The organism is Bacillus proteolyticus (genome assembly GCF_001884065.1).
GTDB lineage: Bacteria > Bacillota > Bacilli > Bacillales > Bacillaceae_G > Bacillus_A > Bacillus_A proteolyticus.
Genome location: NZ_MACH01000002.1, coordinates 180,213 through 199,523, shown reverse-complemented (window position 1 = coordinate 199,523; position 19,311 = coordinate 180,213). Strand labels below are relative to the sequence as shown.

At 33.6% G+C, this 19,311-nt stretch carries 15 protein-coding genes, 5 tRNA genes and 1 pseudogene; 20 read left to right on the top strand and 1 reads right to left on the bottom strand.

What is annotated here, in order from left to right; genetic code table 11:
* Positions 1-5 precede the first annotated feature (5 nt).
* The 8 genes from BAQ49_RS01025 (at position 6) to BAQ49_RS32685 (ending at position 3,096) form a co-directional block, all read left to right on the top strand.
* Positions 6-86: transfer RNA gene (locus BAQ49_RS01025), tRNA-Leu, on the top strand.
* Between the two features lie 29 nt (positions 87-115).
* Positions 116-190 (top strand) — tRNA-Gly (locus tag BAQ49_RS01020).
* A 14-nt stretch (positions 191-204) separates the two neighbouring features.
* A tRNA-Cys gene (locus BAQ49_RS01015) sits at positions 205-275 on the top strand.
* Between the two features lie 9 nt (positions 276-284).
* Positions 285-366: transfer RNA gene (locus BAQ49_RS01010), tRNA-Leu, on the top strand.
* Between the two features lie 175 nt (positions 367-541).
* Entirely contained in the window at positions 542-1,765 is a 1,224-nt protein-coding gene (locus tag BAQ49_RS01005; RefSeq protein WP_071743860.1) for a WXG100 family type VII secretion target, read from the top strand.
* Positions 1,766-1,788: 23 nt separating this feature from the next.
* On the top strand, positions 1,789-2,262 hold the full coding sequence (locus BAQ49_RS01000; RefSeq protein ID WP_071743859.1) for an SMI1/KNR4 family protein: 474 nt from the start codon (positions 1,789-1,791) through the stop codon (positions 2,260-2,262).
* A 204-nt stretch (positions 2,263-2,466) separates the two neighbouring features.
* Positions 2,467-2,919, top strand: a complete 453-nt coding sequence (locus tag BAQ49_RS00990; protein WP_071743858.1) for a YrhA family protein — start codon at positions 2,467-2,469, stop codon at positions 2,917-2,919.
* A gap of 30 nt (positions 2,920-2,949) precedes the next feature.
* Complete coding sequence (locus BAQ49_RS32685; RefSeq protein ID WP_165616011.1) at positions 2,950-3,096, top strand: hypothetical protein; 147 nt, start codon at positions 2,950-2,952, stop codon at positions 3,094-3,096.
* Positions 3,097-3,146: 50 nt separating this feature from the next.
* On the opposite strand, the gene BAQ49_RS00985 is transcribed toward BAQ49_RS32685, so the two are convergent.
* Positions 3,147-3,467: a DUF3884 family protein gene (locus BAQ49_RS00985; RefSeq protein WP_071743857.1), complete on the bottom strand. Its 321-nt coding sequence runs from the start codon at positions 3,465-3,467 to the stop codon at positions 3,147-3,149.
* A 341-nt stretch (positions 3,468-3,808) separates the two neighbouring features.
* Here BAQ49_RS00985 and BAQ49_RS00980 point away from each other — a divergent pair, with 341 nt between their 5' ends.
* The 12 genes and pseudogenes from BAQ49_RS00980 (at position 3,809) to BAQ49_RS00925 (ending at position 19,260) form a co-directional block, all read left to right on the top strand.
* Positions 3,809-4,528, top strand: coding sequence for a YebC/PmpR family DNA-binding transcriptional regulator (locus BAQ49_RS00980; protein ID WP_071743856.1), 720 nt, complete (start codon positions 3,809-3,811; stop codon positions 4,526-4,528).
* Positions 4,529-4,674: 146 nt separating this feature from the next.
* Entirely contained in the window at positions 4,675-5,136 is a 462-nt protein-coding gene (locus BAQ49_RS00975) for an NUDIX hydrolase (RefSeq protein WP_071743855.1), read from the top strand.
* A gap of 531 nt (positions 5,137-5,667) precedes the next feature.
* Positions 5,668-6,444, top strand: a complete 777-nt coding sequence (locus BAQ49_RS00970; RefSeq protein ID WP_071743854.1) for a transglycosylase domain-containing protein — start codon at positions 5,668-5,670, stop codon at positions 6,442-6,444.
* 188 nt (positions 6,445-6,632) lie between these two features.
* Positions 6,633-7,283, top strand: a complete 651-nt coding sequence (locus BAQ49_RS00965; protein ID WP_071743853.1) for a DsbA family protein — start codon at positions 6,633-6,635, stop codon at positions 7,281-7,283.
* A gap of 115 nt (positions 7,284-7,398) precedes the next feature.
* Positions 7,399-7,472, top strand: a tRNA-Gly gene (locus BAQ49_RS00960).
* 200 nt (positions 7,473-7,672) lie between these two features.
* Entirely contained in the window at positions 7,673-8,815 is a 1,143-nt protein-coding gene (gene queG / locus BAQ49_RS00955; RefSeq protein WP_071743852.1) for a tRNA epoxyqueuosine(34) reductase QueG, read from the top strand.
* A 44-nt stretch (positions 8,816-8,859) separates the two neighbouring features.
* The gene (locus BAQ49_RS00950; protein WP_071743851.1) at positions 8,860-9,747 is read left to right on the top strand and encodes an amidase domain-containing protein; all 888 of its coding nucleotides are present in this window, start codon (positions 8,860-8,862) and stop codon (positions 9,745-9,747) included.
* Between the two features lie 58 nt (positions 9,748-9,805).
* A complete protein-coding gene (gene trmL, locus BAQ49_RS00945) occupies positions 9,806-10,294 on the top strand; it encodes a tRNA (uridine(34)/cytosine(34)/5-carboxymethylaminomethyluridine(34)-2'-O)-methyltransferase TrmL (protein WP_000538149.1) in 489 nt (162 codons plus the stop codon).
* Positions 10,295-10,419: 125 nt separating this feature from the next.
* The gene (locus BAQ49_RS00940; RefSeq protein ID WP_071743850.1) at positions 10,420-12,489 is read left to right on the top strand and encodes a sensor domain-containing protein; all 2,070 of its coding nucleotides are present in this window, start codon (positions 10,420-10,422) and stop codon (positions 12,487-12,489) included.
* A gap of 402 nt (positions 12,490-12,891) precedes the next feature.
* Positions 12,892-14,787, top strand: a complete 1,896-nt coding sequence (locus BAQ49_RS00935; RefSeq protein WP_000353273.1) for a PrkA family serine protein kinase — start codon at positions 12,892-12,894, stop codon at positions 14,785-14,787.
* Positions 14,788-15,238: 451 nt separating this feature from the next.
* Positions 15,239-16,414 (top strand): sporulation protein YhbH, encoded by a 1,176-nt coding sequence (yhbH, locus tag BAQ49_RS00930; RefSeq protein WP_071743849.1) that lies wholly within the window; start codon positions 15,239-15,241, stop codon positions 16,412-16,414.
* A 128-nt stretch (positions 16,415-16,542) separates the two neighbouring features.
* Positions 16,543-19,260 (top strand): annotated as a pseudogene (locus BAQ49_RS00925) (NEAT domain-containing protein).
* Positions 19,261-19,311: the final 51 nt, after the last annotated feature.

The following is a 19,311-nucleotide window of genomic DNA, read 5'->3' as shown; positions in this document are numbered from 1 at the left end:
AATATGCGGGTGTGGCGGAATTGGCAGACGCACTAGACTTAGGATCTAGCGCCTTTGGCGTGGGGGTTCGACTCCCTTCACCCGCACTTTTAATGAAATAACTCAAACATGTCTTGCGGAAGTAGTTCAGTGGTAGAATACAACCTTGCCAAGGTTGGGGTCGCGGGTTCGAATCCCGTCTTCCGCTCCATTTTAACTTAATATGGCGGCATAGCCAAGTGGTAAGGCAGAGGTCTGCAAAACCTTTACCACCGGTTCAAATCCGGTTGCCGCCTTTCTTTTATGCCGATGTGGCGGAATTGGCAGACGCGCACGACTCAAAATCGTGTTCCTTCGGGAGTGTCGGTTCGACCCCGACCATCGGTATCGGTTAAAAGACGAGTGATCGTCTTTTTTTTATTTGTTTTTATCTTCAATTAAACGTGAATATACATTAATATCAAGCGTTCCTACTTTGTGGGGACGCTTTTTTTGTGTTCAAATTAATGTTAATTTATCACCTAATACGTTAATTCTTATAGGTTTATGAAGAAGGGGAAGTATGACGCAAATAAAGGTTACACCAGAACGGCTAGAACAGTCAGCAAAGCTAGTTCTTGAAACTAAAAATAGATTAGAACAAATACATAAAGATTTATATAACCAAACGGAATACGTAGCTTCAATGTGGAATGATGCAACGAGTCAAAGGTTTTATCAGATGTTTAATGAAACAAAACCTCAAATGTTTAATGTGTTTCGGGAATTTGATAAGATTGCAGAAGAACTAATGCACGCTGCTGAAAAGTTTCGTAATGCTGATGAACTTTATGATGGTAATCTAGTTGATGGAAACATAGAAGAAGGGGCAATGTGTGGTAAGTTACCTGAAAAATCTACTTTCGAAAAAATTCGGGATGGTATTGTAGAAGGTGCAGGGGAAGCCGTTGAAGATACTATAGAAGGATTTAAGGCACTTGGTAAATGGGAAACGTGGCAAAATATGGGGAACGCAGCCTTGCATCCTATTGATACACTTAGTACCATGTATAATGTATTGTCAGATTCATTTATTAATGATGTAATAAATGGTGACGCAGAAAGTCGTGCAACATGGGGAAGTTATGCTTTAACTCAAGTTGGTTTAGGACTTATTGGTGATAAAGGAATAAGCAAAGTCACTACACTTGCAAAGGGTACGAATTTAGCAAAGGTATCAGAAGGTATCTCGCATTATACAAATAAATTGCAAACGGGAGACCGCTTTGCATATGCTGGCGTTGGTGAGTTTAGAGATATTCCGAAAACTTCTTTTAATTCTTTAGAAGCAGCACGTAATACATTTATGTTTGCTGACCCTGGTAATTTAAATATACCTAGATTCCAAGAATATCTTGGCCAAGTAGAAGAAATAACAAATAGAAAGATTCCTGAAAACCAGAGGGAATTACTACAGGAAGCTTTAGAAGATAATGCTTATAGTAAATTAAGTAAAGAAGAGACTGCACAAAGACGGGCAGAATTTGATAAATTACGCACTAACTTAATTAAGGATTGGGAACTTAAGACTGGCCAAAAATGGCCTACTTATGAAGAAGTTGTGTATTCAAAGAAAGGTTTGCCTTTACGTAAAAAAAACGCTAATTATGATGCACATCACATTATAGAAAGTACATATAACGGTGCACATGAATGGTGGAATCTACATCCAGCTAAATACCCTGATGTACATCAAGGTGGAATACATGGAAAAGGAAAAATCGCTAAAGAGATTTTCAAAAGATAACACTTATATGGAGGGTAATATTTATGTTTAATTTCACAAATTTGGAAAAGGTATCATTTGATAGAACTGAAGCAGAACAAGTTTTAGATAAATATGAAACCGTATTTTTTAAAATATATGATGATGAAATACAAGAGGCTGAAGGAATGATAGGATTTAAATTCCCAAAGGAACTAAGATATTTTTATGAAAATGTCGGTAGTGGTTTTGTGAAAAGTAATTCTGAGTACTTTGTTAACCGTCTAATGGACCCTGAATCCGTTGCGGATTTAAGACTTAGACAAGATGTGTATGAAGAAAACCCTAGATATGATTATATTGATGATGAAGAATCAATAGCTTTCTTTGAAATTAATGAATCAAGCTTTTTAACGTTAAAATTTAAGCAGGCAAATGAATTAGGTCAATGTCCTATATATTATGGTTCAACAAAGATAGCGGATTCGTTAGAGGGATTTTTAATTAAAATGGATGAAAATCCTGACTATTATATTTAATCTTTTTAAGACTTACTTTAAGGCGTAGGATTTGAAAAATATCTAATCATGAATAAAAAGCTTATGTATAACTTGCATAAGCTTTTTTAATGCACATGAACTAGACACTTACAGGATGGAGATAGTGCAGACATAAGCTGGCCTATACCAAAATACAACATCTATCCTAAAGGAGAATAAATAAATTTAGAAAGAGGTTTTTATATGTGGAAAAATCTGATTTTAGAAATTGAAAAGATAGAGAAAAGTTTTAATGATAAACTGGATACACCCGCAACGGATACTGAAATTGGTAAATTAAGAGAACGTGTGAAAGAGAATTTTAATGTTGACTTACCGAGTGAATATGAGGAGTTTCTTAAAATTGTAAATGGTTTAGATTTTAATGGGCTGGTGATTTATGGAGTTGACCCTTCTTTACTAGACACAGAAAGGGACGAACTAATTAGTGGACTTATAGACACGAATGAGATTTGGTATGAAAATGAATTTCAAAAAGAGTATCTTTTCTTTGGGGATTCAAATATTGCGTGGTTTTGCAAAAACTTATCAGACGGTACTTATCTAGAACTTGATAAACCATCTGGCACAGTGATGAAAACATATAATGATTTCAATACAATGCTTGAGGAAGCGTTAAAAATAACCCTTCTGTAATAGGGGTATTAAGAAGAACAAAAAATCTATTTGAAAGAACAGTTTATTTATCTGATACGACTCAAGAGCGAAGAGTATTTCTTTTTACCGAGTGAAACTTTGGAAGAAGAAACAGCTCTGTTATATAAACAACAGTTAAAAGCTATTAAGGAATTAGAGCAAACTGCGAAACAATAAAGGGATAAAAATGAACATTCATTTTTATCCCTTTATATAATTTCATTACTTTATAGAGTATCTCCCCACCCGGGTGACATGAAGTTAAATCCGACACCACCAGTAGATATTAGCACATTATCAGCTGTTAATTTCGTAATTTCTAAAAACTTTTTTTCAAACTTTTCTCTGTTGTACTTGTACATAGTTGAGTGGCACGACCACATTTGCGTTGAAGTACTCAACCAGTCCCCTAATTCCTTTAATTCAGGAAACGACTCAAATTGAATTGGTTCATCTAATTTCATGAATCTCACTTGATAGATAGTTGGGTTTAACTTCTCTCCTATTCCTTTAAGACCATGTGCTTTTTTCTCATTTGAATGTGCCATAATTTTCCCTTTAAATTTTTCCCTATTTTAATTATACAGCAATAGAAAGAAAATATGGGAATATTATGGAAAACGGTATCAGCGATATAAAAAGACTCTAACAGAAATGTTAGAGCCTTTTTTGTTAAATTATACTATGTGCTTCTAAAATTCGTAATAAACGTAGGAATTCATGTATAATATAACTTGTCGAAAGAACAAAATGATAGTGATTTATATTATGTCTGTAATATGAATCAAAAATGAACTTTTTATATTTCTTTTAAAAATGTGTTGAATACACATTATATTTTATATTAATATTTTTATGTAGATTTAAAACGGGAAAGAGAGTGGAAAGTATGGGCCGTAAATGGAACAATATTAAAGATAAAAAAGCATCAAAAGATGCAAATACAAGCCGTATATACGCAAAATTTGGACGTGAAATTTATGTGGCAGCAAAACAAGGCGAGCCAGATCCTGAATCAAACCAAACGTTAAGAGTTGTATTAGAGCGCGCGAAAACATACAATGTACCAAGAACAATTATTGATCGTGCAATTGAAAAGGCAAAAGGCGGTTCAGAAGAAAACTATGACGAGCTTCGTTATGAAGGCTTTGGACCAAATGGATCTATGGTGATTGTAGATACACTTACAAATAACGTAAACCGTACTGCAGCAGATGTACGAGCTGCATTTAGCAAAAACAGTGGTAACATGGGCGTAAACGGTTCTGTAGCTTACATGTTTGATGCGACAGCTGTTATCGGTCTTGAAGGTAAAACATCAGATGAAGTTCTTGAAATTTTAATGGAAGCAGATGTAGATGCACGTGACATTCTAGAAGAAGAAGATTCTGTTATCGTGTATGCTGAACCTGATCAATTCCATTCAGTACAATCTGCACTTAAAGATGCTGGTGTTGAAGAATTTACAGTTGCAGAATTAACAATGCTTGCACAAAATGATGTAGAACTTCCTGAAGATGCTCAAGCACAATTTGAAAAAATGGTTGATGCATTAGAAGATTTAGAAGATGTACAACAAGTTTACCACAACGTAGACTTAGGAGAATAATAAGACAGAAGATCCTTTCGTTTAACGAATAGGGTCTTTTTTGTGAAGTTAATTAAGATGCTGAATTATTAAAGGTGTTTTGTTGTAGGTAGGGAATATGGTTATAGATTGTACATGAAATAATTGTATTTCTAGGAGGCATTTTTATGGCGCATAAAACACCAAAACATATTGTTGCCGTATCAGGTTATTTAACAAATGAAAAGAATGAAGTACTTTTAGCAAAAGTGCACTGGCGAGCTGATACGTGGGAAATGCCTGGAGGACAGGTAGAAGAAGGAGAAGCCCTCGATCAAGCTGTTCGTAGAGAAATAATGGAGGAGACGGGCTTAACGGTGAAGCCAATTGGAATTACAGGAGTGTATTATAACGCTTCTATGCATATTTTAGCTGTTGTCTTTAAAGTAGCATATGTTAGTGGCGAAATAAAAATTCAACCTGAAGAAATAAAAGAAGCCAAATTTGTTGCTTTAAACGAAGAGAACATTGATGAGTATATAACGCGTCCACATATGAAATCAAGGACACTTGATGCGATGAAAGCGACGCAGTTCATTCCATACGAAACATGGGAAGTTCAGCCATATAATCTTATAGGAAGGCTGTAACGTTTAGGTTAGTTATTTGAGGACACCTCAAATTGCTAACCTTTTCTTTATGTATACTGTTTCAGAAAAAGGTCACAATAATAAAGTGTAGTCTATTAATGAGTGGGAGAAGTTCTACTGTCAGCCAATAGCGAGACAGTATGAAAGCTAGTATTGATTTAAGGAACGTTTGTTCTGTATAATAGTGATATATCGTATATACTTAGATTGCTAGATGTTTAAAAGTATAAATTTATAAATGATATAGTAAAAGAATAAAGTTAAATTAAGCTTTTTTTATGAAGATAGTTATAGCGCTCTTAATTCTTTTTCTGTTACTAATTATTAAGGGGAGTCCTACTGCCTGCCTATAAATAATGTATATTCAACATTTCATATGAATAGTAGATAAAAAAGGACTGTGATACAATACATTTTTACACCTTACAATGTTGTAAGGTACGTGTAAGAGAAATCGATGGGATATTCTTTTACAACAATGTATTCTTGAGTTAAGAGTTATATATGCTGTGTGGAAAAGAGGTGTTCGAGATGAAAGAACGAGTATTATCTAGAGTGAACTATCATCAAAAAGTTGCATTAAATCCATTAACTAAATTTTTTTATAAAGCCATTATATTATTATTATTGTTAAGTTTTGCATTATTATTCGTTGGAAATGTAATGATTGAGCGAAGTGATATTAGTAAATTACATGTACCTGCTAATTTAGAGGTGCCAGAATCATTAACACACGCATTTATTGCGACGGAAGATAAAAGATTTTATCATCATAACGGTTTAGACTATATAGCGATTATCAGGGCGTCTATTGAGAATATAAAAGCTGGTGGTGTTGTGCAAGGAGGAAGCACGATTACACAGCAGTTATCTAAAAATGCTTTCTTATCTAATGAACGTACATTTTCTCGTAAGTGGAAAGAAATTTTTTATACGAAAAAGATTGAACGTACATTCACAAAGGATGAGATATTAAAATTGTATGTAAGTAATATTTACTACGGAGAAGGCGCATGGGGAATTGAAAAAGCAGCAAACCTTTACTTCGGTAAAAAAGTGGATCAATTAACACTGGCTGAAAGTGCAATGATGGCTGCTGTAGTAAAAGCACCGGCTTATTACTCACCTGCACAAAATTATGATAAAGCAGTTGAGAGACGGAATGTAGTTTTAAGGTTAATGGAGAAAGAAGGGTATATAAATCATGATGAATATGTGCAAGCAGTTAGTGAGAAACTAGTAATTCGTCATGATATAAAAACAGAGCAATCCATGTTAAAAAATGCCCGTGAAAAAGCAGTAAGTTAAAAGAAGTTCCTACGTAGGAGCTTCTTTTTTTTGAATAATTTGTGACAAAAGACGACACAATATTGTCACAAATGTTGTATTTTTGTAATTTATGTGAGCGTGTTCATTGCGTGACGTATATAAGTGTTGATATTATGTGTATTGTGTACAATGCTGTATACAGAATATGAATTTAAAGAGGAATGTATATGAAATCAAATAAACTCATGGTTCTTGGTGTAGTTTTTTCTATCGCAGTATTGATTGTAATTGGAACAATTGCGTATAGCATCATAAATGACAAGAAAGATAAAGGGAATGAGATGTTTGCTTATTCTACGCAACAATCTCTAGGGAAAGATGATGCTCCAGTTAAGGTAGTTGAGTTTGGAGACTTTAAATGTCCAGCTTGTCGTACTTGGGATGTAACAGCATTACCACGATTAAAAGAAGAGTATATTGATAAAGGTAAAGTGCAGTTATATTTTATTAACTTCCCGTTTATCGGAAAAGACTCTGATTTAGGTGCAGCCGCTGGTGAAGCGATTTATAAACAAGATCAAGATTCATTCTGGATTTTCTATGATGAGATTTATCAAAATCAAAAGAAAGATACGGAAGAATGGATTACAGAAGAATTACTTCTTAATATTGTGAAAGAGAAGCTTCCGAAAATTAATGTAGAACAGTTTAAAAAAGATTTACACAGTAAAGAAATGAAAGACAAAGTACGTAAAGATTCAGATCGTGCTCAAAAATTAAAAGTTCAAGGTGCTCCTTCAGTATATGTAAATGGAAATCTTGCAAACCCTGATTTCGATAGTATGAAGAAGGCAATTGATAAAGAATTGAAAAAGTGATGAGTTATCTCATCACTTTTTCGACTTTTTTCGATAAAATTCTTGCTTCGTATTTTTTTACATGCTATACTACTTTACATAAGTTATTTTAATATCTTATATTTATTTCATATTTGCGGGTGTAGTTTAGTGGTAAAACAAGAGCCTTCCAAGCTCTGGTCGAGAGTTCGATTCTCTTCACCCGCTCCAAATTTTATTTAATGTTTTTCTAATAAATTGTGATCAACGCAGTGTTTCGTTTCTAAGATAAACGAGGCATTGCGTTTTTTAATGTTTGAAAAGCGTAATTGTATGCGAAAATAGAAGTAAAGAATAGTATTCCAAAAGTGAATTACTAACCAATATAGTCGTTACATAAGGGATGGATTCATCGGAGGAGGCGATAAAGAATGGATTTTGAACAATTAAAGCAAGAAGTAATTGCGTATAGTAAAACGATTGGTATAGATAAAATAGGGTTTGCAAGTGCATCACCATTTGAGGAATTAAAGCAACGATTAATCCAGCAGCAACAATTAAATTATCAGTCTGGATTCGAAGAGCCGGATATAGAGAAGAGAACGAATCCACAGCTTTTACTACCTGGTGCAAAATCAATCATTGCGATTGCTTTAGCGTACCCTTCAAAATTAAAAAATGCACCATTAAGTAAGCGTGGAGAGCGCCGCGGGATTTTTTGTCGTGCTTCGTGGGGACAAGATTATCATCTCGTTTTACGAGATCGTTTGCAAAAGTTAGAGGCGTATTTAATCGAGAAACTTCCGGATATAGAAGTGAAATCAATGGTCGATACAGGTGAACTAAGTGATCGAGCTGTATCAGAGCGTGCCGGTATTGGATGGAGTGGTAAGAACTGCGCTATTATTACGCCGGAATTTGGTTCGTATGTATACTTAGGAGAAATGATTACGAACATCCCATTCCCTCCTGATCAGCCAATAGAAGATCAATGTGGAAGTTGTACGAAATGTATTGATATTTGTCCTACAGGTGCTTTAGTACAGGGAGGACAGTTAGACTCGAAGAAATGTATCGCATTTTTAACACAGACAAAAGGGTTTCTGCCTGAAGAATATCGCGATAAAATAGGAAACCGTATATATGGATGTGATACATGTCAGACGGTTTGTCCAAAAAATAAAGGAATGGATTTCCACAATCATCCTGAAATGGAGCCTGACCCTGAGTTAGTTAAACCGTTATTAACACCACTTTTAACAATTAGTAATCGTGATTTTAAAGAGAAGTATGGAATTATGTCTGGTTCATGGAGAGGTAAAAAGCCATTGCAACGAAATGCTATTTTAGCACTTGCACATTTTAAAGAAACAGCAGCAATTCCTGATTTAATCGGTGTTATGAAAGATGACCCAAGGCCAGTACTTCGCGGAACAGCAGCATGGGCACTTGGGAAAATTGGCGGAGATGGAGTAGGTGAAGCAATTGAAAAAGCGATGGAACGTGAGAAAGATGAAGAGGTTCTTCATGAAATGAATCGTGGACTTGAATTGTTAGCACAGAAAAAAGAGTAGATAATATCTCCCTTTTTCATATTGTAATATGGGAGGGAGACGAAATGGTTGTAAAAGCGAATATTGAAAAGCAAGTACAACAGTTTTTAGCATATATCACAGAGAAACGAACTGACGTGGATGGTATTGCTGAAGATTTATTACGAATGGTACAGAGAAAGAAACAATTGTTTCAAAAACGTAGTGCAGATATAGTGAAAGCAACTGCCGATATTTCTTTCATTAGACAATTAAATAGTAGTGAGCATCAAGAAATTGATTATCAAGTACACTTTAAATATTTAATTAAGCATAAAGAATTATTTTATATCGAAGAGGAACAATTAAAACGACGAGTTTGTCTGAAAAACAGTCGTGTAATAGATGATTATGCTCTTGAGGTGTCAGAAGAAATAGGGATAGGTGAAAAGTTAGAACGAGAAGTCACGAAAGAAAAATACGGTTCATATCAATATAATCGTTTAGAGGCAGTGAAATATGCAGAGCGTTGGTGGGATGATCGCAATCCCGCATACCGTAATTTCCCTGATAATTGTACAAATTTCATTTCACAATGTCTGCACACTGGAGAAGTGCCAATGAACGGACATCCTAACATTCGTAAAGGGTGGTGGCAAAGGGGAAACCAATGGAGTTGGAGTTGGGCTGTAGCACACTCTTTTTATTGGTATTTGTCAGGTGCTACAACAGGGCTTCGGGCAGAAGCGGTAGAAAAGCCAGAAGACCTAATTCTTGGCGATGTAATTGCGTATGATTTTGAGGATGATGGTAGGTGGAATCATACGACAATTGTAGTAGCAAAAGACGCAGATGGTATGCCGCTTGTAAATGCACATTCAGCGAATAGCCGTCAGCGTTATTGGAATTATGAAGACTCTAGTAAATATACACCGCAAATGAAATATAAATTCTTTCATATTATTAATGGGTAGAGATTTTTCGTTCAAGTGGTATAATACGTAGTAGACAAAAAATAGAGGTGAATATCGCGTGGGAGTACATGTTGTTTTATATCAACCAGAAATTCCAGCAAATACAGGAAATATTGCACGTACTTGTGCAGCAACTGGAACAGAATTACATTTGATTAGACCGCTTGGATTTTCAACGGATGACAAAATGTTAAAGCGTGCAGGATTAGATTATTGGCAGCACGTAAAAGTTACGTATTATGATTCAATCGAAGAATTTTATGAAAAAAATAAAGATGGTGAATTCTTCTATTTAACAAAGTATGGCGAGAAAGCTCATACAGCATTTGATTATAGCAAACGTGAGAAGGATTACTATTTCGTGTTTGGAAGAGAAACAAATGGATTACCAGCTAATGTAATTGAAGAAAACTTCGATCATTGTTTACGTATTCCAATGACGGATAAAGTACGTTCATTAAATTTATCTAATACAGCAGCAATTTTAATTTATGAAGCGTTCCGTCAACAAAATTATCCAGGATTAGATTTAGAAATCGTTTATTAAAAGTCGCCATTTGGCGACTTTTTTATTTTTTTTAGAAAATATGTAACCATACATTTTAAAAAAGCTACATATTCATATAGAATGAGGTATATGAATAAAAATAGATAAGACGGGTTGAGATAAATATGAAGGAACAATATAACAATCAAAATACCTTTTTAAGTATGATAGATATGGATTTAGTAAGACAGGGACTACTACATGCTATTCAAGATTTAGTGTTTATTGTGAAAGTTATTGATGATGAAACTTTTAAATATATTTATGTGAATAAAATAGGAATGGATTATGCCAGGCTAGGAAAAGAATGTTATGGAAAAACTTTTGCAGAAGTATTACCAGAAGATACGGCAAGGATATTACAAGGACAATATGCAAAAGTAATGAGAGAAGCGAAAGCAAATACATTTTGTGATGTAATTAGTTTGCCAACTGGTAATATACATTATGAATCTTTACTTAATCCAGTATGTGATGTAAATGGAATATGTCAGTTTATTATTTGTATTACTAGGGATATTACAGCACAGGTTAAGGAAAAAGTGGAAATAGAAGAAAAACAAATGTTATTTAAGTCATTACTAGAATATAATAATGACTCCATTGTATCTGTAAATTCTATTGGGAGAATTATATATGCAAATCCAGCAACATATGAAATATTTGGATATCGATATGAAGAACTAAGTAATCAATTTGTTTTTCAGTTTATAAATAAGGAATATGAACAAGCTTTTCAAACCATATTTAAGGGGGCTTTACAGGGAAGAGCAAAACAAATTGTTGCAAAGAAGTATATTCATAAAGAAGGATATGAACTTTATATTTCCGTTAGGACAATCCCTATTATTGTGAATAGTGAAATCGTCGGGGTGTACATAGTCACGAGGGATGTTACAAGGCAAGTATTAAATGAGATGAAAACAGAATATTTGGCTTACTTTGATCAGTTAACGGGGTTAATGAATAGAATATCATGTACAAATAAACTAAATGAATTTTTAGCTGAGAATAAAAAATTCGCATTGCTTTTTATAGATTTGGATGAATTTCACCTTATTAATGATACATTTGGTCATAAAGAAGGAGATCAAGTCTTAAAAAAAGTTACTGAATGCTTACGAGACGTAAAAATAGAAGATATGCATTTATTTAGAGAACATGATGATCAATTTGTTATGTTAATAGAAAATATAACGAGAGAATGCGTAGAGGAAGTTGCACAAACAATACTAAAAAAAATTAGTGGGCATTTTGTACTAGAAGAAGAGGATGTTTATTTGAGTGCATCAATTGGGATTGTAATGGCCCCAGAAGATGGAATGGATGAGAAAATACTTTTCCAAAGGGTCGACGCAGCTTTGGAAAAAGCCAAGGAAAAAGGAAAAGGGTATTATCATTTCTATTGTAGTGGATTAGATTGTGAACGTGAACAAAGGTTTATAATAGAAAATCAGTTACATCGTGCTATAGAAAAAGATGAATTTTTCCTATATTATCAACCTCAAATTAATATTGAAACGGGAAAGATAGCCAGTATGGAAGCCTTAATAAGGTGGGAGAATAAGGAGCTAGGATTGGTCTCGCCAAATCAATTTATCCCACTTGCTGAAAGAACAGGATTTATTATTAAACTTGATGAATGGGTAGTACATCAAGTGTGTAAACAAATACATGAATGGTTAAATAAAGGATATGAGGTTGTACCAATTGCAGTTAATATTTCAGCTAGACATTTTCGTTCTATTACATTAATAGAGATGATTACACGCGCTTTAAATAAGTACAATGTACCGCCTCATTTATTAGCAATAGAAGTTACAGAAGGAGCCCTTATACATAAAGATTTATCGAAAAGAGTGTTATTACAGTTAAAAGAACAAAACTTAAAGATTCATTTAGATGATTTTGGAACGGGATATTCATCTTTAAGTTATTTGAAAACATATCCAATTGATACGTTAAAAATTGATCGTTCTTTTATGGAAGGTATATACAGAGATGAAAGAGATACGAATATTACGGCTGCAATTATTCATTTAGCACATACTCTAGGATTAAATGTAATTGCAGAAGGAGTAGAGAAAGCGGAACAAATACAATTTTTAAAGGAAAAGAATGTGAAACTCGTACAAGGTTATTTTTATAATCGTCCTTTATCGATATACGATGTGGAAAATATTTATTTTAAATAGTTTATAAAAACAAGAAAAAAAGTGATGTGCTAAATAGCACATCACTTTTTATGTGTACCTGGTTTATCGTTGTAACCAGATGTGAAAATAGCTGTAAGAAATGTGAGTGATACACCTAAAATTAATAATAATTTCATACTAATTTCCTCCTTACTTTTTCGGTTTACGAATCCTATTTGTGAATCGAAATGTATGTAAGGTTCCTAGAAGAAAAGAATTTATTTACAATGAATAGTAGCGTGAAAACGTTAATACCCTTATTATACAGAATTTTCTTTGAATTTTGGAGAGAATTTTATAGAGCTATTATATATTTCGTTTTGATTTAAAGAATGTTTAAGGACATCCTAGCATACCTTTTATAATAATCCGATTGAACAAGGAGATGGGGGAGGAGCTATAATGGATATTCTAAAAAAGATTGAACAGCATCGAGCAGCAGAAGAACGTTTACAATGGGAAGGTACGTTTGCGGAGTATTTGGAGCTTGTGAAAGAAAGACCATGGGTGGCTCAAACAGCACACTCTCGCATTTACAATATGATAAAAGATGCCGGAATTGAAGAAGTTGATGGTAGAAGAAAATATAATTTCTTTAGTAATCAGCTGTTTGGATTAGAGGATGCACTAGAGCGTCTTGTCGAAGAATATTTTCATCCATCTGCAAAACGATTAGATGTTAGAAAACGTATTTTATTATTAATGGGTCCTGTTAGTGGTGGTAAATCAACTTTAGTTACGATGTTGAAACGAGGATTAGAAACATATTCACGTACAGATCGTGGAGCTATTTTTGCGATTAAAGGCTGCCCAATGCATGAAGATCCATTGCATTTAATTCCGCACCATTTACGTGATGACTTCTTTGATGAGTATGGAGTAAGAATTGAAGGGAATTTATCACCATTAAATGTGATGCGTTTAGAGCAAGAATATGGATCAAGAATTGAGGATGTAGTTGTAGAGCGTATTTTCTTCTCTGAAGATCGCCGTACAGGGATTGGTACATTTAGTCCGTCTGATCCAAAATCACAAGATATTGCCGATTTAACAGGTAGTCTGGACTTTTCTACGATTGCAGAATATGGTTCAGAATCAGATCCTCGTGCATATCGATTTGATGGAGAATTGAATAAGGCGAACCGAGGTATGATGGAATTCCAAGAGATGTTAAAATGCGATGAGAAATTTTTATGGCATTTACTATCGCTTACGCAAGAAGGGAATTTCAAAGCGGGAAGATTTGCGCTTATTTCAGCAGATGAATTAATTGTAGCGCATACGAATGAAACAGAGTATCGTTCCTTCATAGCAAATAAGAAAAATGAAGCATTGCACTCAAGAATTATTGTAATGCCAGTTCCGTATAACTTACGAGTTAGTGAAGAAGAACATATTTATGAAAAAATGATTCGTGAAAGTGACGTGTCCAATGTTCATATTGCACCGCATACACTTCGAGTTGCAGCAATGTTTACCATTTTAACTCGTTTAAAAGATCCGAAGCGTCCGGATATTGATTTAATTAAAAAGATGCGTTTATATGATGGAGAAACGGTAGAAGGTTATAATGCAATTGATGTAGAAGAATTGCAACGCGAATATCAAGATGAAGGTATGAAAGGTATTGATCCTCGTTATGTTATTAACCGAATTTCTTCTACAATTATTCGAAAAGAGGTACCATCTATTAATGCACTAGATGTACTTAGATCGCTAAAAGATGGGTTGGATCAGCATCCATCAATTAGTAATGAAGATCGAGAGCGTTATATGAATTTCATCTCATTAGCGAGAAAAGAATACGATGAAATTGCTAAGAAAGAAGTACAAAAAGCGTTTGTTTATTCATACGAAGAATCAGCTAAGACACTTATGGATAATTATTTAGATAACGTTGAGGCGTACTGCAATAAGTCGAAATTACGTGACCCATTAACAGGTGAAGAAATGAGCCCAGATGAAAAGCTTATGCGTTCGATTGAAGAGCAAATTGGAATTTCAGAAAATGCTAAGAAAGCATTCCGTGAAGAAATTTTAATTCGAATTTCTGCTTATGCCCGTAAAGGAAAGCGCTTTGATTATAATTCACATGAACGCCTTCGTGAAGCGATTCAGAAAAAACTATTTGCTGATTTAAAAGATATAGTGAAAATTACAACATCAACGAAAACGCCAGACGAAAATCAGCTTAAGAAAATCAATGATGTTGTTGCACGCTTAATTGATGAGCATGGATATAATTCTTCATCTGCGAATGAATTGTTACGTTATGTAGGTAGTTTGTTAAATCGATAGTTTGATAACAAAACGCTGTCTCTTGTTTTTTGCGGGACAGCGTTTTATTATCCGCTCATATGTGTATAACGTGTCATACCTTGTCCAAATATAATAAATTAAGATGCAATTTCATGAATTTATTGTCAATTATTTTTACAATATGCATATGATAGAGTAACCAACCATTCATACGAAAAAAGCCAACACAATACAATATGTTGCAAAGTGAAAATGTGTGCAACAATGCATTGTGTTTCTTTCTTATCGACGGTTAAATGTTACTTCTATTACGTGAGTGGAAAAATTTTGTTTAGGATGCTCGGAGTATTGTATGAAAAACGTTATATATGTTTATGGGATGATTTTCGATGGACAGTTATTTTTCAAGTATTCTAGCTTGCACATTACAGAACAAAATTTCTAGCTTGCTGTTCATAGAGGAAGACAATTACAGTAAGGAGGGAAAGAAATGGGCGAAGAAAATCAACCAAATTATACGATTTCACAGGAAAACTGGTCCCTCCATCGCAAAGGATATGACGACCAACAACGCCATCAAGAAAAAGTGCAAGAGGCCATTAAAAATAATTTACCAGACCTTGTAACAGAAGAAAGTATAGTTATGTCTAATGGCAAGGATGTTGTAAAAATACCGATTCGTTCTTTAGATGAATATAAGATTAGATACAATTATGATAAAAATAAACATGTTGGGCAAGGAAACGGTGATAGTAAAGTTGGTGATGTCGTTGCGAGAGACGGATCAGGTGGTCAAAAACAAAAAGGACCAGGAAAAGGGCAAGGTGCAGGAGATTCAGCTGGGGAAGATTATTATGAAGCAGAAGTCTCAATTTTAGAATTAGAGCAAGCGTTTTTCAAAGAATTAGAGCTGCCTAATTTAAAGAGAAAAGAAATGGATGAAAACCGGATTGAGCATATTGAATTTAATGACATTAGAAAAACAGGATTATGGGGAAACATTGATAAGAAGCGAACGATGATATCTGCATATAAACGAAATGCAATGGGTGGTAAAGCATCCTTCCACCCGATTCACCAAGAAGATTTAAAGTTCCGTACTTGGAATGAAGTGTTAAAGCCAGATTCGAAAGCGGTTGTATTAGCGATGATGGATACGAGTGGATCGATGGGAATATGGGAGAAGTATATGGCACGTAGCTTCTTCTTTTGGATGACAAGATTTTTGCGCACAAAATATGAAACGGTAGATATTGAGTTTATTGCCCATCATACAGAGGCAAAAGTAGTTACAGAAGAAGAGTTCTTCTCAAAAGGAGAAAGTGGCGGAACGATCTGTTCTTCCGTATACAAAAAAGCACTTGAGGTAATCGATAATAAATATTCACCAGACCGCTATAATATTTATCCGTTCCATTTTTCAGACGGTGATAATTTAACTTCGGATAATGCTAGATGCGTAAAGCTTGTGGAAGAGTTAATGAAGAAGTGTAATATGTTTGGATATGGGGAAGTGAATCAGTACAACCGCCATAGTACGCTAATGTCCGCCTATAAAAATATTAAAGATGAGAATTTCAGATATTATATTTTAAAGCAAAAAGCAGACGTATTCCATGCGATGAAAAGCTTCTTTAAAGAAGAATCAGGTGAAAAAATGGCATAATCCCTTTTAAAGGGATTATTTTTTTGTAAACTTTTTATTTTTTTAATTGATATCGATAATGAAAATCATTGTCATTTATTCAAGAAATAATTATATTTAGATTTATAGATTTCGGAGGAGATGTAAAGTTGAAAAAAACTAAAAGAAAACATATAAATGCAATGCTAGTGGCGGCAGCCTTATCGCTACCGTTTGCTGTTTATTCAACACCTGCTTTAGCGGCGGTAGCAATTGAGGCGAATAAAACTGGCCAGACTTTAGAAAATGGTACATATGATGCTGTTATTAAAGCATATAAAGATAAAACGAATGAAGAATCTATGGCAGCTGTTTATATAAAAAATCCGAAATTAACAATTGAGAATGGAAAGAAAATTGTAACGGCAACGTTAAGTGATAGTGATTTCTTCAAATACTTGAAAACAGAAGATATCCATACTCCTGGTGTGTTTCATGATGTAAAAGTAATATCAGAAGATAAAAAGAAAAATGGAACGAAAGTGATTCAGTTTGAAGTAGGGGAATTAGGAAAGAGGTATAATATGCAAATGCATATTTATATTCCGACAATGGCCTATGATAATAAGTATCAAGTGCAATTTGAAGTAAATGCATTGAATTTAGAAAACAATGTTCCAGAAGAACAAAAGGAAAATAAAGAGGATAAAGTGGATCAACAAGATGAAAGTGCAAATGTAATAGTAGATAAGCAATTACAAATGCATATTAATAAATATAACTTGAATAGAGAGAATCTAAATACGCCAATAACTAAGGAAGATTTATTAAAAGTTAAATCTTTAATAGTCGTTGAGGCAAAAAGTAAAGGAATAAAAGACGTAAGTGGTCTAGAATATATGACGAACTTAGAAAACTTAACGTTGGAAGAAGTCAAGTTAGAAAATATACATTTTATCTCGAAGTTGAGACAGTTAAAATCAGTAAATATAACTTATAGCGAACTTCAAAATATTGAGCCTTTGGCTGAGTTAGAGAATATTGAGAATTTAAATTTAAGAAACAATAAAATCTCAGATTTGAGCCCATTGAGTCAAATGAGGAGAGTTAAAATGTTAGATTTAAATAGTAATTATATAAAAGATATAACACCATTGTTTACAGTAACATCTTTAAGGACTTTGACTGTAGCAAATAATCAAATTAGTAATGCTAATCTTGCTGGGATTGAGCAATTGAAAAATGTGAGAAATTTATCTTTAAGTAACAATGGACTTACTAATATCGAGCATATTACCTCAATGAAAAAGTTAGTGGAGTTAGACCTTTCTAAAAATGAATTAAAAAACATCGAACCTTTATTAAGATTATCTACTGTACAATCACTTAATTTAGAGGAAAACTATATTTCAGATATAACACCAATTAGTCAATTAACAGGCTTGTATGATTTAAAGCTAGGTTCAAATGAAATTCGTGATGTTAGACCTGTTCAAGAGTTAGGAAAAAGAATGTATATCGATATTTAAAGACAAAAAATCTTTTTAGATGATGTAGAAAAAGGTAAGGAAGTTAAAATACCTATCTATAATTTACAAGGAGAACCAATCGAGACTATTCAATTGAAGAGTGAAGATGGAATAGTTAATAACGGTGCTATTAAATGGAGTACTTCCGGTGAAAAAATATACGAATTTATGTTGGACTTAAAACGAGAAGAGAATGGTATTAAATTTAATGGAACAGTAATTCAAAATGTTGTTGAAAGGTTAGATGAAATAAAGGAAACAATAAAAGAGGATAATGAAAAAAAGGAAAATGTAATTCTCGATAAAACTTTACAACAACATATTAATAAAGAGAATTTAGGTAGAGAGAATTTAAACGATCCTATCACAAAAGAAGATTTATTACAAATCAAAAAATTAGAGGTACTTAAAGAAAAAGGAAAAGAGATAAAAAATCTAACTGGTTTAGAGTACATGAAGAACTTAGAAAACCTCACTTTAGAGGGAGTAGGACTGAAAAATATAGAGTTCATCTCAAACTTGAAACAATTGAACGATGTAAATGTGTCTCATAATCAAATTGAAGATATAACACCGTTATCTGTATTGAAAAATTTACAATGGTTAGATCTTACAGATAATCGTATTAAAGATGTAACGGTTCTTGGCTCAATGTTAGACTTACTTAGTTTAAAATTAGCTGAAAATGAGATTCGTGATGTAAGGCCATTAATACAATTAGGTCAGTGGGGGACAATTGATGTTAGAAGGCAAAAGGTTATTTTGGATGATGCAGAAATAAATAAAGAAGTGACAATTTCTGTATATGATTTAGAGGGAGAGCCAATTGAAAAGATTACACTAAAGAGTGAAGGTGGAACGCTTACCGATGAGGGAATCATTTGGAGTACTTTAGGAGAAAAAATATATGAATTTGATTTAGATGCAGATCATGATGAGACTGGCATATTATATAGTGGCATTGTAATTCAGAATATAGTAGAAAAATTAATACCGAAAGAAGAAGTAAAAGAACCGGTAAAAGAAGTTGAAGAAACAAAAGAAGAAGTAAAAGAACCGGTAAAAGAAGTTGAAGAAACAAAAGAAGAAGTGAAAGAACCGGTAAAAGAAGTTGAAGGCGTAAAAAAATCAGCAACAGGATTGGATCAAGAGCCAAAAGGGAATAATCAAGTTGTTGCAAACGAGGGAAGAAAAGCAGACACTTTAAATAAACAACATACTAATAAGCCAGAGGAAGGCAAGAAATCTTTACCATCAACAGGCGGTGAGGCTAGCACATCGACTTTACTTTCTGGAATAACACTTGTTCTTTCCGCACTAAGTATGTTCGTATTTAGAAAGAGATTATTTAAGAAGTGAATAACGTTTAATCTTATTATTATATATAATTAATTTTTACTTTTTTGAGAA

Bases quoted from the DNA above. Each gene is read 5' to 3' on its own strand.
- BAQ49_RS01005 (WP_071743860.1), top strand. From the start codon at position 542: ATGACGCAAATAAAGGTTACACCAGAACGGCTAGAACAGTCAGCAAAG.
- BAQ49_RS01000 (WP_071743859.1), top strand. From the start codon at position 1,789: ATGTTTAATTTCACAAATTTGGAAAAGGTATCATTTGATAGAACTGAA.
- BAQ49_RS00990 (WP_071743858.1), top strand. From the start codon at position 2,467: ATGTGGAAAAATCTGATTTTAGAAATTGAAAAGATAGAGAAAAGTTTT.
- BAQ49_RS00985 (WP_071743857.1), bottom strand. From the start codon at position 3,467: ATGGCACATTCAAATGAGAAAAAAGCACATGGTCTTAAAGGAATAGGA.
- BAQ49_RS00980 (WP_071743856.1), top strand. From the start codon at position 3,809: ATGGGCCGTAAATGGAACAATATTAAAGATAAAAAAGCATCAAAAGAT.
- BAQ49_RS00975 (WP_071743855.1), top strand. From the start codon at position 4,675: ATGGCGCATAAAACACCAAAACATATTGTTGCCGTATCAGGTTATTTA.
- BAQ49_RS00970 (WP_071743854.1), top strand. From the start codon at position 5,668: ATGAAAGAACGAGTATTATCTAGAGTGAACTATCATCAAAAAGTTGCA.
- BAQ49_RS00965 (WP_071743853.1), top strand. From the start codon at position 6,633: ATGAAATCAAATAAACTCATGGTTCTTGGTGTAGTTTTTTCTATCGCA.
- queG (WP_071743852.1), top strand. From the start codon at position 7,673: ATGGATTTTGAACAATTAAAGCAAGAAGTAATTGCGTATAGTAAAACG.
- BAQ49_RS00950 (WP_071743851.1), top strand. From the start codon at position 8,860: ATGGTTGTAAAAGCGAATATTGAAAAGCAAGTACAACAGTTTTTAGCA.
- BAQ49_RS00940 (WP_071743850.1), top strand. From the start codon at position 10,420: ATGAAGGAACAATATAACAATCAAAATACCTTTTTAAGTATGATAGAT.
- BAQ49_RS00935 (WP_000353273.1), top strand. From the start codon at position 12,892: ATGGATATTCTAAAAAAGATTGAACAGCATCGAGCAGCAGAAGAACGT.
- yhbH (WP_071743849.1), top strand. From the start codon at position 15,239: ATGGGCGAAGAAAATCAACCAAATTATACGATTTCACAGGAAAACTGG.